Source organism: Streptococcus huangxiaojuni (assembly GCF_040930515.1).
Lineage (GTDB): Bacteria > Bacillota > Bacilli > Lactobacillales > Streptococcaceae > Streptococcus > Streptococcus huangxiaojuni.
Map to the genome: position 1 here is coordinate 1 of NZ_JBFQEG010000008.1, position 15,463 is coordinate 15,463.

The window sequence follows — 15,463 nt, forward strand, 5'->3', positions numbered from 1 at the left end:
CTGACCTTGTCAAACGAGGCAATCGCTATCTCCGTTATTACTTAGTTGAAGCCGCCAACTCGGTGAGGCGCTATGATGACGAATACAAAGCCTTTTACAAGAAGAAGTATCAAGAAGTTCCTAAACACCAACACAAACGAGCCATCGTCTTAACCGCTAGAAAATTTGTGCGTCTGGTGGATGCGCTACTACGCAACCGCCAACTCTATACGCCACCAAGGAGGCCTATGCAAGATAGCTAGTATCTGCACATGTCCTTGGTCAAGCTAGTGAAAAATGTCATTTTTCGCTAGGTGTTTTTAGTGCACCCTAGTTTACTGAAAGTTAACTAAAGTTTTGACAACTTTATCTTGACTTTTTACCACTAGACTTTTTTAATAATATTTTAGGAAAAAAATTGACTATCTGCCAGCAAATATGAAGCAGGATAAGTAAAATTTAGGCTACTAGCAGTTGCCTATTATTGTAAAAACGTTACTTTATCAACATTCTTAGGGTTGCGAAAGAACTTTCTTTAATTTATACTCAAAATCATGCCGGCTCATCATAACAACATGTTCACAATTAGTGCATTTGATTTTTATATCGGCTCCGATTCGTATGATTTCCCATTTATTTGCCTTTTTTCCAGTTGCTTTCACTGTACAGGCATGGGGCTTTTTCATTTCAACTAAACTGCCAATTTCGTAGCTAGACATTTATTTTACTCCTTCATTAAGATTGACTCAGGTCAAAATAAGGCAAAGGACAGGATCCTCTTTACCTTTTATAAATAAATATAGCGTTTTTGAGCTTTTAAAGTTATCTTTTCGGTAGTGACTATTTCGCCATCAATTTCAATCAAGGTATCTTTTGGCATCTTTAAAGACACTTCTTCTATTTTTTCATGATGAAGATAAGGGGATTTTTGATGTTTTTTCAAAACAAGGGCTAACAAAATTCGGATACGTCGGCTAAAAGTCTCACCTCTAGCATAAATAAAATCCAATTTTTTGTCAAAAACACTGGCAGTCGGCCAAATCATAATTCCCCCGCCAAAGTAAGTGTTGTTAGCCAGCGAGAAGAAAAAACTTTTATTATAATGCTTAATGCTGCCACAGCAAGGTAAGTTAATCTGCCTAAACGATATTTATTAAGAATTGTTTTTAATGCTGATCCTTCAGCTTTGTGGATAACTCGGGCTGCAAAACCGACATCCAAACTATTTAACAAAAGACCCTTTTCATATACAAATACTGTCATCTCTCTTACGCTTCTACTTTGAATTAAGGTAAGCATAGAATTTAAATTAGATGGTATAGCTAAGGCACGCGCAAAATCATTTCCTGAGCCAGTCGGATAATAAGCAAAGGGGATATTCTCAGGCAAATAGTAAAGCACCTTTGAAAGTGTCCCATCTCCCCCAATAATCAAAAGAAAGTCTTTTTCCTGAAAGTCTTGAAGAATTGTGTTTACCTGTCTGCGCTCATCATCTTTATAGCGTGTATAAAAACTTTTTATATCTTGCGCTGATGACAGCTCCTTGATCTGCTCAACAATTAATCTGGCCTGATGGCAGCCCGCATGAGGATTAGCAATAATATAGATTGTCATAATAATTGTTATTATAACAAAAAAACTCCCATTAGGGAGCCTCTTAATTTGTACGCACAGGCGTAATCAGCTGAACAAAATCTTCTTTGTTATCTGTAGGGGTTAAGGTAAAGGGACGGACAGGAGAGATAAAGCGAATAAGGACTTCTTCACTTTTAAGAGCTTTTAGTGCCTCAATTAAGTAAGTTGGATTAAAGCTGATTGTCAAATCACTTCCTGACTGGCTGACAGTATCTAACTCTTCATTGACCTTACCGACTTCAGGTGAATTTACATGGGCTGAAACGCTATTATCCACGATTTCAAGTTTTACTGTTCCGTTTTGAGTAGCATTTGAAATAAGATGGGCCCGTTCCATAGCAGAGCGCAAATCAGCGGTATTAAAAGTAACTTCTGTTTCAAATGTTTTTACTAACAGCCGGTCAGTATCTGGGTAATTTCCTTCAAGCAGACGTGTATAAAAACTGATATGTTCACTTCTGAAAAGTATCTGACTGGCTGAAAAGAAAACTTCTACAGTTTCAATATCATCAGTGAAAACTCCGGCAAACTCACGTAATGACTTACTTGGGATAACGACATCAAAATCACTGGCTGCATTATCTAACGTAACCTGACGCTGACTCATGCGATGTGAATCTGTAGCAACAGCTTTAAATACTTTATTATTGAGCATAATATGCACACCGGTTAAAATAGGCCGGCTTTCCTGCAGACTGGCTGCAAAAGCTGTTTCAGAAATAATTGACTTCAGCAATTTTGTCTCTAAAACAAGAGGATTGTCAGTAGCTATTTCTTGAAGGCGCGGATATTGTTCCACATCTTTCCCTTTGAGTGTAATTTCTGATTTTCCGCTGGTCAGAACAACCTGATGGTGGTCAATTTCTCTAAATTCTAAAGTTAGATCCGGCAAGCTAGAAATAATGTTAATAAAAAAGTTTGCCTCTAAGAGGACAGCCCCTGGTGAAGTAATTAACAGACCAGCATTCTCATCTGAAACCGGAATAGTATTTTCAATTGAGATTTGTCCATTTGAGCCTGTTAATGTGATATCGTGAGTATTGACTTCAATTTTTACAGTGGAGAGGATAGGAATAGCATTTTTTGAGGCTATAGCTCTTTTTGTAGCATTTAGAGCTTGAAGAAAAAGAGTTTTATTTATTGAGAAATTTATCATGAGAACTCCTTTATTTTATAAGTATTAATTTAGTAGTAGTAGTAGTAGGTCCTGTGTATATAGTGCATAAAGCAGGTAAATAGAGTTGTTTCTAAGGATAAAACTTGTTCACAACTTGTGGAAAAAACAAGCAGAACCAAGTCCTTTATCCACTGCTATTTTATTTTGTTCTTTATCGTTTCAATCTCAATGCGCAGGCCGTCATCTTGGGAAATCATATTTTTTATTTTGTTATAGGCATGGAGCACAGTTGAGTGATCCCGTCCGCCAAACTCTTTGCCAATTTTCGGAAGGCTGTTGTCAGTCATCTCACGGGCAAGAAACATAGCTACCTGACGGGCCAAGACAATATCCTGAGTCCGTTTCGTTGCTTTAATTTCTTTTACAGTAACCCCATAAAATTTACCAACTTGGCTTTGGATTTCTTCAATCGGTATGACAGTGATTCTGTTAGGACTGTCCTGTTTACGCGCTCTGATGGCTTCTGCAGCAATATCAACAGTTATTGTATCAATCTGTTTAAAGTTTGCTACTAGACTGATATCCTTCAGGGCACCTTCCAAATCTCGAACATTGGAATCGAACTGTCCTGCCAAATATTCGATAGTATCTTGAGGAAATATGAAATTATATTCTTGAATTTTATTAGTTAAAATAGCTACACGCGTTTCAAAATCAGGAGGAGTGATATTCACTGTCAGTCCCCATTTAAAGCGCGTGACAAGCCTCTGCTCCAAATCATTGAGGTGATCAGGTGTGCGATCGCTTGTCAAAACAATTTGTTTATTATGGTTATGAAGAGTATTAAAGGTATTAAAGAATTCTTCCTGTGTTCCCGATAATGTTTTTTTGGCCAGTGACTGAATATCATCAATCAGAAGGATATCAAGATTTCGAAATTTTTCTTTTAATTCATCCATTGTGTCCAAACGAATATGAACAACAAATTCATTGATAAAATTTTCCGCTGTAATATATTTTATGCGAGCATTTGGCTTATCCTGCAAAACAGAATTTCCAATCGCATTCAGCAGATGAGTTTTCCCAAGACCCGGCCCTCCCCATATAAAGAGAGGGTTATAGGTTGTTCCCGGAGTATTTGCGACAGCAATCGAAGCAGCCACCGCCCAGCGGTTTTCATCTCCCTGAATAAAATTGTCAAATGTATATTTTGGATTTAAGTCTGATTGGATAGGTGCTAAAGTAGCTGGCGCAGAATAACTTCTGCTCTGCTCTGAAACAGGCTGCTCTTCTTGAATGGCTGCTTGCTCATCGTAAACATATTCGACCGAGATTTCAGCGTTAAAAATTTCAAAACCGGCTGTTAAAATAACAGGCTTGAGATTTTTTTCCCAAAATAGCTCTTTCATGCGGTCAAGATAAATAATGGCAACTTGATTTTCAATTTTTATTAACTTAGCGTCCAAAACAAAAAATTCATAAGTTGCCTGTTTTAATTGACTTTTAGCCAGTTCTAAGATCCTATTCCAAAAAATTTGTTCATTTTCAGTTTCAGTCATTATAGGTTCCTCTTGCGACTCATTCTCCCTTCATTCTATCACAAAAAAATAAAGTTTTCCACAAGCTGCTAAAAAAGAATGCACAATGTCAATAAAAGTTATCCACAGAATGTGGAAAAGGAGCTGATATCAGGTGATAAAAGCATTTAAAGGTTTGTTATACTGTGGATAGATCTGTCATTATAGCCTTCTCTATTCACACACTAAGAAAGGCTGTCTATAATTCTGTTGAATTCTTCTTCTGACTGAAAATAGATTTTTAAAACACCTGCTTCTTTTTTTTGCATTGAGAGAGAGACCTTTGTTCCCAGTAATTGAGACAGTTCTTCTTCTTTATTTTTTATGAAAAGGTCTTTTTCAACTTGTTTTTGTTTTTTTGTAGATTTAAGTGCTTTTTCGATTTGTCTGACACTTAAGCTTTGTTTGATAATTTTCTCAAACCACTCATTTTGTAATTCAGCATTTTCGACTGTTAACAAGACTCTGGCATGCCCCTGAGATAATTCTTTTTTTTCTACAGCCTCAATTATCTGTTCAGGAAGATTTAACAATCGAATTGTATTAGTAATATAGGGCCGTGATTTTCCCATTAAACGAGCCAGTTCATCGTGGGTCATTCCGTCTTTTTCGATTAATTGCTGATAGGCCTTAGCTTCTTCGATTGGATTAAGATCGGAACGCTGCAGATTTTCAATAACAGCCTGCTGCATGCTTTCATTATCAGAAATTATTTTCACAATTACCGGAACTTTTGATAAATGTGCTAATTTAGCAGCTTTCAGCCGCCGTTCCCCAGCAATCAGTTCATAACCGAATATCTTTGATTTTCGAACAATAAGAGGCTGGATAAGCCCATTTGCTTTTATAGAAGCTGAAAGTTCTAGCAATTCTTTTTCATCGAAATGAATCCTTGGTTGATACGGATTTGGGATAATATCATCAATAGCAACCCATTCTAACTTTTCAGTCATAGCACTCCTCAATATCAAATAAAAAAGTGGGAAGCTGAAGCAATGTAAACAATGACTTCTTCCCACCCACAATTACTGTTTATTTTTAATTAAAATGAACCGCAGTCTATCGCGAAGTTTTCTCTTAATTATGACAAATCCTGAGTGGTTTTTGTCAGGTCAATTGTTACAGTCTTCTTATCGTTTCCGCGATAGAAGGTTACTTTGACAGAATCACCAATCTCATGATCGTAAAGAATACTTTGAAGGTCACTGGTAGAAGTAACTTCTTGTCCGTCAATTTCAGTGATAACATCGTACTGCTCTAATTTGCCGCTGGCTGGCATGTCAGATTGCACAGAACCAACCACAATGCCGTTTGTTACACTTTCAGGAATATTCAGCTTATTAATAACACTAGTTGATAAATCACTTAAATTAGCCATAGAGATACCTAGAGCCGGACGAACAACTTCACCGTTTTCTTCAAGCTGATTAATAATTTTTACAACATCATTGGAAGGAATAGCAAATCCCATCCCTTCAACAGATTCACTGTTTGATGTTGAGGAAATCTTGCTTGAATTGATACCGATAACCTGTCCTTCAATATTAATCAAAGCACCGCCGGAATTACCTGGATTAATCGCTGCATCTGTTTGAATAGCATTTGTCGAAATTGTTTCACCACTATCGTTAGTAAGTGTTACAGTACGGCTCAGACTGGATACAATTCCTTGAGTAACAGAATTAGCATAGTCTGTACCTAATGGGCTGCCAATAGCAATAGCAATTTCTCCGACATTAATTTTAGAAGAGTCGGCAAAATCGGCTACAGTCGTTACATTTTCAGAAGAGATTTGAACAACTGCTAAATCAGAGTAGGTATCTGCACCAACCAGTTTTCCTACCACTTTTGTTCCGTCAGCCAAAAGGATTTCAATCTGCTCTGCTCCGTCAATAACGTGATTATTGGTGACAACGTAGGCTGAATCTCCGTCTTTTTTATAAATGACACCGGAACCTTCACTGAAAACTTGCAAATCTGAATCATTGTCTGATGCTGAGTTGCTGTCTCCGCCAAATATATCACTGTACATATCTGAAGAAGATGCTTTTTGGTAGTTAACTACAGAAACTACAGCATTTTGGATTGTTTTAACAGCCTCTGTTGTGTCAGTAGTATTATTGTAAGTCACATTGCTTGTTTTTGTTGTAGTGCTTACCGGGTGATTGTTGAGATAATTTGTAACAGTTGCTCCTAAAATTCCACCAATAATTCCGGCTATTATAATCAGTAATGGAAGCAACCAGAACTTTATTTTTTTCACTTTTATACCTCCGCCTCTCTAATATGGACTTAAAAAATATCAAAACTGGCTTAATTATACCTTAAAAAAGCGAAAAAAGAAAGTATCCACAAGTTGTGGATAACTTTTTATTAATGTTAATTTTTAGCGATAAAACAACCAAAACAAATCCCAGTCGGCACATTAAGCAGTGTGGATAAGATGTGAAAAGTTCAGTAGTATGCTAAAATAGACTCATGAAAATAAAATTGATTACCGTTGGCAAGTTAAAAGAAACTTATCTAAAAGATGGAATGGCTGAGTACCTAAAACGCTTAAAGTCCCATACCAAAGTTGAAATAATAGAACTGCCTGATGAACCGATTGGCAATAAGACCAGTCCGGCTGAAAAACAAAAGATTTTAGAAAAAGAAGCAGAAAGAATTATTTTAAAACTAGGTGCGCGTGATTATGTCATCGCTCTGGCTATAGAAGGTCAAGAGCTTTCTTCCGAGGATTTCAGCCAGCTTTTTAAAGATATTGCTTTTAAAGGTTATTCAGATATTACTTTTATTATCGGCGGCAGTTTAGGTTTAGCTCCTGTTATTAAGAAAAGAGCTGATTTTTTGATGAGTTTCGGCTTGCTCACTTTGCCGCACCAGCTGATGCGGTTGGTACTGACAGAACAAATTTATCGTGCTTTTATGATTCAGCAGGGAAGTCCTTATCACAAATAGCAAAAAATGTTTCACGTGAAACATTTTTTATGCTGTAAAATAGAACCGCAAAAAGCAAATTTATAGTTAATGACTTTCTCTTTTTCCCGATTCTTAAGCCTTAGCTGAATAAGTATATCATGGTTGCCGCACGATCTAAGCAGATTTTTACAATTAAACAGGACATAATCTACTGGGGATTTAAAAACCAAAAGGTTCGGAACATGAGTTCCGAACCTCTTTTTGATCTCAGCAGGATTCGAACCTGCGACCGTTCGCTTAGAAGGCGAATGCTCTATCCAGCTGAGCTATGAGACCCTCAGCTTGTATATTTTACCAAACTATCAGCTCCTGTGTCAACAAAAAGAAAAAATTTATAAAAAGTATAGACAAATCATTTTATTTTGATATAATAGTAAGAGTGTTGAGGAAAAACACTTTTAAAAATTTGGTCCGTTGGTCAAGGGGTTAAGACACCGCCTTTTCACGGCGGTAACACGGGTTCGAATCCCGTACGGACTATCGAAAGAATACTGCGGGGCAGTTTTTCTTTATCCGGCATAGCTCAGTTGGTAGTAGCGCATGACTGTTAATCATGATGTCGTAGGTTCGAGTCCTACTGCCGGAGTGATAAGACAAGCCAAGTAGTAACTACTGGTTTTATATAAAAGAGTTAGGTGAAATCAATCACCTAACTCTTTTTTTAAAATATAAATGCTGTTAAGAAATAAAGCAAATAGAAATCTGCTTTTGCTAGGAGGGGCAGAAGGCCTGCGTAGCTCATTTGCAAAATCATACTTAAAAATTGCTTTTTGAACCGTTTCTAGGTCCTGTGCGATTGTGCTTTTTGATTAGGAACGCATACAGCACAAATCCGATTAAGCCAAGGCAAGAAAGCCCCAGCCCTTCTTTAAAGCCATTTGGAATAAAGGATAAGGTTACGGTCCCTTGTCCTTTTGAAACATTAACTTTCATAAAACCATTTTGTGCTTTGGAAAGTTTTACTTTTTTCCCGTTTTGGATGGCAGTCCAGCCTTTATCATAAGGAATAGTAAACAATAATGAGCTGTCTTGGTCTGCTGAATATCTTGCTGTAACTTTATTTGCCTTTGTTGTCACATGGACTTTTTGATCATTGATAATAGTCATTGCTTCTTGATAATTGTTAAGGTTTAAGGCGTAAAAGTTAGGATGATCAAAAGAAACTTGTTTATTTTCTGGGAAAGTAAAGCTGATGTCCACACTCTGTTCATTTGCAAAGGCTCCGATATCAAAAAAACTGTAAGCATTATCGGTTGTATAGTAATAGGATCTGTCATTAACATTAATTATCACAGTGTCACTGCTGTCATTTACAAAATCAATATTGGGCATGCTGACATAAAGCTGACTCTGTTCAGGAACATTGACTCTGTAGGTAATTGTCGTCATTTGATTTTCACTAGAAACGGTTATTCTGTTTCCAAGACTGTTTCCCTGTCCTATCATTTGTGCCGGAAGCCGGTTGAAATAATGATAAGAAAGACCAGTAAGGCGATTGAGTAATTTGGTTTGATTATCTAAGGTATTGACAGTAAAAGAAATATTCTTATAAGGTTCTTGCGTTAAAAAGGCCAGCTGGGCTGCGAATGCATTCTCGTATAAAAACACACCGTCTTTTTCAGTCAGTAAGGTAAACCCAAATTTGTTGATAAGATTTTCAGAAAGGTTATACTTAACGCCTAAAAGACTGTCCATAATCAATGTGTTATTTTGGTAGCGAAGGTTAAGATTGGTCCCATCAGATTTGTAACCTAAGCGGTCCAAGGTTGAACTGGAAGCCCGGTTGCGGATAGAAGAAAACTGTGAAATGCCGTTATAATTAAACTTCATACTGTCATTTCCAGTTTGCGGAAGAAGTCTTTCCATACGAAAGAAAGTGTTGTTCTGCTCTTCTGCGTAGTTTACAAGACTGTCAATGCCAGAGCTGTTTTTTTGATAGCCTTCACGTGAAGGAAAGACCCACTCATTTCCTAAAGCATTAATTTGATAGTAAGTGTTTAAAGAAATTTCAAAAATTGTAAACAAAAGTGTAAAGCTGAGCATTAAGGGGTAAGGGAGCTGTTTTTTTGAAAAACTTATCAAAATAATAGCATAAGCTGTGAGAAAAGCTAAGGTTAAAATGAAATGAATAGGCTGTAAAAAATCGTAACGACTGCTGAAAAAAAGAGTTGCTCCGAAGCCAGCCGCTAGAAAAACAAGAGGGAAAAGATAGTGTTTAAAGGTAATTTCAGAAATTCTGGAAAGACTTTCTGCTGCCAATAGAACAATAAAAAACGATAACAGCCAAGCATACCGATGTAAAAACATATTAGGAGCATGCATTCCCTGCCATAATAAATCTAAAGGTTCTAAATAAAAGCTGATGATAAAAAAGAAGAATAAAGCAGCATAGGCTACTCGTACTGATTTTTTGATAGATTTTATGGTAAAAAAGAGAAGAGCAAATATGAGTGGAAATAGCCCTACATAGATCATAGGGATAGCTCCAAACTTAGTAGTATCATATGCGCCAACGATATTTTTAGCAAAGAAGTCCAAATACCAAGAATTATCTGTCAACCATTTTGTCAAACTGCTGTACTCTTCACCATGCGTTGACAGGTCTAAATAGGTAGGCAGCAGCATTAATGAACTTGACAAGGTTGACAAGATTGACACAACTGTAAAGTCTCTGATTTTTCTTAGGACAGGTTTAGCTTGAAGCTGCCAAGTCAGCTGAACTAAAAAATAGAGAGTCAGAAAGATAGCGACCATATAGCCAAAATAGTAATTTTGAATAAATAAAATGGTCAGACTGACATAGTAAAGAAGACATTTTCTTTTTTCCATCAAACGATTCAGTCCGAGAATAATAAGTGGCAGCAGCATAAAAACATCCAGCCACATGATAATCTCAGTTTGACTGACAGCAAAACTCATTAAGGCATAAGAAGTGGATAAAATTAAGCTGATGATTTTTTTATTTTTAGGGTAAAGTCTGATTAAACTAAAGTAACTGCTTAAACCGATTAGGCCAAATTTAATGATAGTAAAAAGGTAAATGGCATCTGCCATATTTTCTAAATTAAAGAAGTAAACAAAGGGGGACAGAAAACTGCCTAGATAATAACTCATCAAAGCATAAAAGTTAAGCCCCAAACCACTGGTAAATGTATAAAAAATACTGTCTTTTCCATGCAAAATGTTTCGCAGATTCTGAGCAAAAATAACATATTGGTGAAAGCCATCGCTTGCTAAAATAGTTGTCTCACTCCCCCAAAAAATATTTTGACTGAGCAGAACCAAAACTATAATGGAAAAAGGAAGTAAGAAACTGGCTGAATAATAAAGAACAGTACTGTATTTTTTTAAAATAGTCATCATATCCTTTCCTTATCCTACATTACTGCGATTTTAGGAGAAATGCTCTTGCTGCTATTTGATGAATCAGGCTGACTGTTTGCATCCAAAAACTGTTTTTTTAATTACAGAGGAAAATAATTCTTACTTCCAAAGAGTTTTTATTCTATTTTGCAGTTCAGTGTTTTCAAGAAATTCGTCATAACTTTCATCAACACGGTCTATGCTGCCGTTTTTGGAAATAACGACGATATGGTTAGCTAAGGTTTGAATGAATTCATGGTCATGGCTGGTAAAAATAATGGATTCTTTAAAATCTTTGAGACCATCATTGAGGCTCGAAATAGATTCCAAATCTAAATGGTTTGTTGGGTCATCAAGTACAAGAACATTAGCTTTTAGAAGCATTAATTTTGCCAACATCACGCGCACTTTTTCTCCCCCTGAAAGGACATTAACAGATTTGTTAACTTCATCTCCAGAAAAAAGCATGCGTCCCAGAAAACCACGAAGAAAAGTGTTATCATTCTCTTCTTTGTCAGCAAATTGCCGAAGCCACTCAAGAATCGTTTCATCAGAAGCAAAAATTTTTGAATTATCTTTTGGTAAATAGGAGCGGCTGGTAGTAATCCCCCACTTTACAGTTCCTTCATAGTCAATATCATCCATTAAAGCACGCAGAAGAGCTGTAGTTTGTATGTCATTTTGGCCAATTATAGCTGTTTTGTCTCCAGGCCGAAGAATAAAACTGATATTATCAATGACTGTTTCACCATCCATTTTGACAGAAAGATTCTCAACAGTCAGTAAATCATTGCCTATTTCACGTTCGGACTGGAATTTGATAAATGGGTATTTACGGCTTGAAGGTACAATTTCTTCCAGTTCAATTTTATCCAGCATCTTTTTACGGGATGTCGCTTGTTTGGATTTTGACGCATTAGCAGAAAAACGTGCAATAAATTCCTGCAGCTCTTTAATTTTTTCTTCTGCTTTTGCGTTACGGTCAGCCTGAAGGCGAGCAGCAAGTTCTGAAGACTCTTTCCAGAAATCATAATTGCCGACAAAAATTTGAATTTTTCCAAAATCGAGATCAGCCATATGTGTACAAACTTTGTTGAGGAAATGGCGATCATGGGATACCACAATAACAGTGTTTTCAAAATCGATAAGGAAATCTTCCAGCCAAGTGATAGATTGAATATCGAGCCCGTTTGTAGGTTCGTCAAGCAAGAGCACATCAGGTTTGCCAAAAAGAGCTTTTGCCAGCAATACTTTTACTTTATCACTGTTTGAAAGTTCACTCATATTTTGATAATGCAGTTCTTCTTTAATATTAAGATTTTGCAAAAGCTGAGCAGCTTCATTTTCAGCTTCCCAGCCGCCGGCTTCTGCAAACTGTTCCTCTAACTCAGCAGCACGGACACCATCTTCTTCAGAAAAATCACCCTTTAGATAGATAGCATCTTTTTCTTTCATAATTTTATAAAGCTGTTCATTTCCCATAATGACAACGTCAATTGCACGTTCGTCTTCATAGTCAAAATGATTTTGCCGAAGTACAGACAGTCGCTCGTTGGGATCCAGTATAACTTGCCCTGTTGTTGGTTCCACATCTCCGGCCAAAATCTTTAAAAACGTCGATTTTCCGGCCCCATTAGCACCAATCAGTCCGTAAGTATTCCCCGCTGTAAAATTAATATTGACTTTATCGAATAATGTTCTGTCACTGAATCGCAGTGACACATCTGATACTGCTAACAATTTTTCACCTCTTATTTCTTTTATCTTATATCTTATCCATTCTACAGAAAAAGATTAGCTTTTTCAAGATTTCCGCGTTTTTGCTGTATTTTTGTGTTTATACAAATGTAATATGTACTGCTCTATTTCATTTTATAAATGTTGGCCTAACATCTCAGCCAGGTTATGTTATAATATTACTATTAGAGCTTAGGAGTATATCATGACAAAACCTATTATTCTTACGGGGGACCGTCCGACAGGGAAATTACATTTAGGCCATTATGTTGGCAGTCTTAAAAATCGTGTGCTTTTGCAAAATGAAGATAAATATGAGATGTTTGTTTTTTTAGCTGACCAGCAAGCTTTGACGGATCATGCAAAAAATGCAGAAAAAATTCGAGAATCTATCGGCAGTGTTGCTTTAGATTATTTATCTGTCGGTCTTGAACCGGATAAATCGACGATTTTTATTCAAAGCCAAATACCAGAATTAGCTGAATTAACTATGTATTATATGAATCTGGTTTCATTAGCGCGGCTGGAACGCAATCCGACAGTAAAATCTGAAATAGCGCAAAAAGGTTTTGGTGAATCTATTCCGACAGGTTTTTTGGTTTATCCTATCTCTCAAGCAGCAGATATTACTGCCTTTAAAGCAAATTATGTTCCTGTTGGAAATGATCAGAAACCAATGATTGAGCAAACACGTGAAATTGTACGCAGCTTTAACCACACTTATCAAACTGATGTTTTGGTTGAACCAGAAGGTATTTTCCCTGAAAATGAATCTGCCGGCCGTTTGCCTGGCCTTGATGGCAATGCCAAGATGTCTAAATCGCTGGGAAATGGGATTTATCTTAGTGATGATGCCGATACCCTTAGAAAAAAAGTGATGAGTATGTATACTGATCCCCAGCATATTCATGTTGAAGATCCTGGAAAAATTGAAGGAAATATGGTTTTTCATTATTTGGATATTTTTGCTCCAGAGGAAAACAAAGCAGAAATTGGATCAATGAAAGAACATTACCAAAGAGGAGGGCTTGGTGATGTTAAGACAAAGCGCTATTTGCTTGAAATTTTAGAAGCCGAGCTAGCTCCTATACGTAAACGCCGGTTGGATTATGCTAAAGATATGGGAGAAGTCTTTAATATGCTTAAAAAAGGAAGTGAAAAAGCCCGGTCCGTTGCAGGTCAGACTTTATCTGAAGTGAAAGCGGCAATGGGGATTAATTATTTTTAAAAACAGTTTTTAATGGGACGAGGCCAAAAATCGGTAGATATCAGAAACTGATTTTCGGCCTTTTCTTATTTTCAGGTTTGGGATAAAATCATTTGCTGGCTTATTTTATTAAGGGTTCGCTCCTGTTTTTTAGGGTAAAAATTGAGGGTGACAGTTAAAAAATATGTTGAAAAAGGTTGGACATCTTTTATTTCAGGTTTTTAATTACAATACTAGGTAATTTATCCTTTTGAAGAATTTGATTATATCTTTAAAAAGTGTTGACAAATCATTTTAGCGTGTTATGATAGTAGCAATAAAAAAGGCTGTTCTAGCCTAAATACAGAAGAAAAGAGGATTGTTAAATGTCAAATTGGGACACAAAATTTTTAAAAAAAGGGTATACATTTGATGATGTTTTGCTTATTCCAGCTGAAAGCCATGTTCTTCCAAATGAAGTCAGCTTGCAGACCCAGCTTGCAGATAATTTGACATTAAATATTCCTATTATCACAGCAGCCATGGACACAGTCACTGATAGCAAAATGGCTATTGCTATTGCTCGTGCCGGAGGTCTTGGCGTTATTCATAAAAATATGTCTATTGAGCAGCAAGCAGAGGAAATACGAAAGGTTAAGCGCTCGGAAAATGGTGTTATTATTGACCCATTCTTTTTGACTCCTGACAATACGGTTGCTGAAGCAGAAGAACTAATGCAGCGTTACCGTATCAGCGGTGTTCCGATAGTTGAAACGCTTGACAATCGTAAACTGGTTGGTATCATTACCAATCGTGACATGCGTTTTATTTCTGATTATGCACAACTGATCTCGCAGCATATGACAAGTGAAGCGCTCGTTACTGCACCAGTAGGGACCGATCTTGAAACAGCAGAGCGTATTCTTCATGAACACCGAATTGAAAAACTGCCTTTGGTTGATGAAAATGGCCGTTTATCAGGCCTGATTACTATTAAAGATATCGAAAAAGTTATAGAATTTCCGCATGCTGCTAAAGATGAATTCGGCCGACTTTTGGTTGCTGGAGCGGTGGGCGTCACTTCTGATACTTTTGAAAGGGCAGAGGCCTTGTTTGAAGCCGGTGCTGATGCGATTGTAATTGATACAGCCCACGGGCATTCGGCTGGTGTGCTTCGTAAAATTGCTGAAATTCGTGCAACTTTCCCTGATAAGACTTTAATAGCAGGAAATATTGCTACTGCTGATGGAGCCCGTGCCCTGTATGATGCCGGAGTTGATGTTGTTAAGGTAGGTATTGGTCCCGGTTCAATTTGTACAACACGGGTAGTTGCTGGTGTAGGTGTTCCTCAGATAACAGCTATTTATGATGCAGCTGCTGTTGCGCGTGAATATGGTAGGACAATTATTGCAGACGGCGGGATTAAATATTCCGGAGATATTGTAAAGGCACTTGCAGCCGGCGGTAATGCTGTCATGCTTGGGTCAATGTTTGCAGGAACTGATGAAGCCCCAGGCGAAACAGAAATTTTCCAAGGGCGTAAGTTTAAAACTTACCGCGGAATGGGATCGATTGCAGCAATGAAAAAAGGTTCGAGCGACCGCTATTTCCAAGGATCTGTCAATGAAGCAAACAAGCTTGTTCCGGAAGGAATTGAGGGCCGTGTAGCTTATAAGGGTGCGGCAGCAGATATCGTTTTTCAAATGCTTGGCGGTATTCGTTCAGGTATGGGATATGTTGGTGCAGCAGATATTAAAGCCCTACATGAAAATGCTCAGTTCATAGAAATGTCAGGCGCTGGTTTGATTGAGAGTCACCCACATGATGTTCAAATTACTAATGAAGCTCCCAATTATTCTGTCCACTGATTGTTTAACAGAACACTCAGAA

The 15,463-nt window shown here is 37.2% G+C and carries 10 protein-coding genes, 3 tRNA genes and 2 pseudogenes; 6 read left to right on the plus strand and 9 right to left on the minus strand.

The window, feature by feature from the left end:
• Nucleotides 1–242, plus strand: a pseudogene (locus tag AB3329_RS05985) (IS110 family transposase); the annotation flags it as partial.
• Between the two features lie 249 nt (nucleotides 243–491).
• On the opposite strand, the gene AB3329_RS05990 reads toward AB3329_RS05985, so the two are convergent.
• The 6 genes and pseudogenes from AB3329_RS05990 to AB3329_RS06015 all read right to left on the minus strand — a co-directional run bounded on the left by AB3329_RS05990 (nucleotide 492) and on the right by AB3329_RS06015 (nucleotide 6,571).
• Nucleotides 492–698, minus strand: a complete 207-nt coding sequence (locus AB3329_RS05990) for a DUF951 domain-containing protein (protein ID WP_368394859.1) — start codon at nucleotides 696–698, stop codon at nucleotides 492–494.
• 68 nt (nucleotides 699–766) lie between these two features.
• Nucleotides 767–1,593 (minus strand): annotated as a pseudogene (locus AB3329_RS05995) (diacylglycerol/lipid kinase family protein).
• 43 nt (nucleotides 1,594–1,636) lie between these two features.
• The gene (dnaN, locus tag AB3329_RS06000; protein WP_368394860.1) at nucleotides 1,637–2,770 is read right to left on the minus strand and encodes a DNA polymerase III subunit beta; all 1,134 of its coding nucleotides are present in this window, start codon (nucleotides 2,768–2,770) and stop codon (nucleotides 1,637–1,639) included.
• A gap of 155 nt (nucleotides 2,771–2,925) precedes the next feature.
• The gene (gene dnaA, locus AB3329_RS06005) at nucleotides 2,926–4,290 is read right to left on the minus strand and encodes a chromosomal replication initiator protein DnaA (RefSeq protein WP_368394861.1); all 1,365 of its coding nucleotides are present in this window, start codon (nucleotides 4,288–4,290) and stop codon (nucleotides 2,926–2,928) included.
• A 203-nt stretch (nucleotides 4,291–4,493) separates the two neighbouring features.
• Complete coding sequence (locus tag AB3329_RS06010) at nucleotides 4,494–5,261, minus strand: ParB/RepB/Spo0J family partition protein (protein WP_368394862.1); 768 nt, start codon at nucleotides 5,259–5,261, stop codon at nucleotides 4,494–4,496.
• 128 nt (nucleotides 5,262–5,389) lie between these two features.
• Nucleotides 5,390–6,571: a S1C family serine protease gene (locus tag AB3329_RS06015; protein ID WP_368394864.1), complete on the minus strand. Its 1,182-nt coding sequence runs from the start codon at nucleotides 6,569–6,571 to the stop codon at nucleotides 5,390–5,392.
• Between the two features lie 215 nt (nucleotides 6,572–6,786).
• On the opposite strand from AB3329_RS06015, the gene rlmH reads away from it, so the two are divergent.
• Nucleotides 6,787–7,266 carry a 23S rRNA (pseudouridine(1915)-N(3))-methyltransferase RlmH gene (rlmH, locus tag AB3329_RS06020; RefSeq protein WP_368394866.1) on the plus strand — a complete coding sequence of 160 codons (480 nt, stop codon included), beginning with the start codon at nucleotides 6,787–6,789 and terminating at the stop codon, nucleotides 7,264–7,266.
• A gap of 223 nt (nucleotides 7,267–7,489) precedes the next feature.
• Here rlmH and AB3329_RS06025 read toward each other — a convergent pair.
• A tRNA-Arg gene (locus AB3329_RS06025) sits at nucleotides 7,490–7,563 on the minus strand.
• A 132-nt stretch (nucleotides 7,564–7,695) separates the two neighbouring features.
• On the opposite strand from AB3329_RS06025, the gene AB3329_RS06030 reads away from it, so the two are divergent.
• Together AB3329_RS06030 and AB3329_RS06035 are read left to right on the plus strand one after the other, a co-directional pair.
• A tRNA-Glu gene (locus tag AB3329_RS06030) sits at nucleotides 7,696–7,767 on the plus strand.
• Nucleotides 7,768–7,799: 32 nt separating this feature from the next.
• A tRNA-Asn gene (locus tag AB3329_RS06035) sits at nucleotides 7,800–7,873 on the plus strand.
• 170 nt (nucleotides 7,874–8,043) lie between these two features.
• On the opposite strand, the gene AB3329_RS06040 is transcribed toward AB3329_RS06035, so the two are convergent.
• Entirely contained in the window at nucleotides 8,044–10,650 is a 2,607-nt protein-coding gene (locus tag AB3329_RS06040) for a YfhO family protein (RefSeq protein ID WP_438272898.1), read from the minus strand.
• Between the two features lie 120 nt (nucleotides 10,651–10,770).
• Nucleotides 10,771–12,390 carry an ABC-F family ATP-binding cassette domain-containing protein gene (locus AB3329_RS06045; protein WP_368394868.1) on the minus strand — a complete coding sequence of 540 codons (1,620 nt, stop codon included), beginning with the start codon at nucleotides 12,388–12,390 and terminating at the stop codon, nucleotides 10,771–10,773.
• Nucleotides 12,391–12,592: 202 nt separating this feature from the next.
• Between AB3329_RS06045 and trpS the strand changes: the two genes are divergently transcribed.
• Both trpS and guaB read left to right on the plus strand, forming a co-directional pair.
• Nucleotides 12,593–13,615 (plus strand): tryptophan--tRNA ligase, encoded by a 1,023-nt coding sequence (gene trpS, locus AB3329_RS06050; RefSeq protein WP_368394869.1) that lies wholly within the window; start codon nucleotides 12,593–12,595, stop codon nucleotides 13,613–13,615.
• Between the two features lie 344 nt (nucleotides 13,616–13,959).
• The gene (gene guaB, locus AB3329_RS06055) at nucleotides 13,960–15,441 is read left to right on the plus strand and encodes an IMP dehydrogenase (protein WP_368394871.1); all 1,482 of its coding nucleotides are present in this window, start codon (nucleotides 13,960–13,962) and stop codon (nucleotides 15,439–15,441) included.
• Nucleotides 15,442–15,463: the final 22 nt, after the last annotated feature.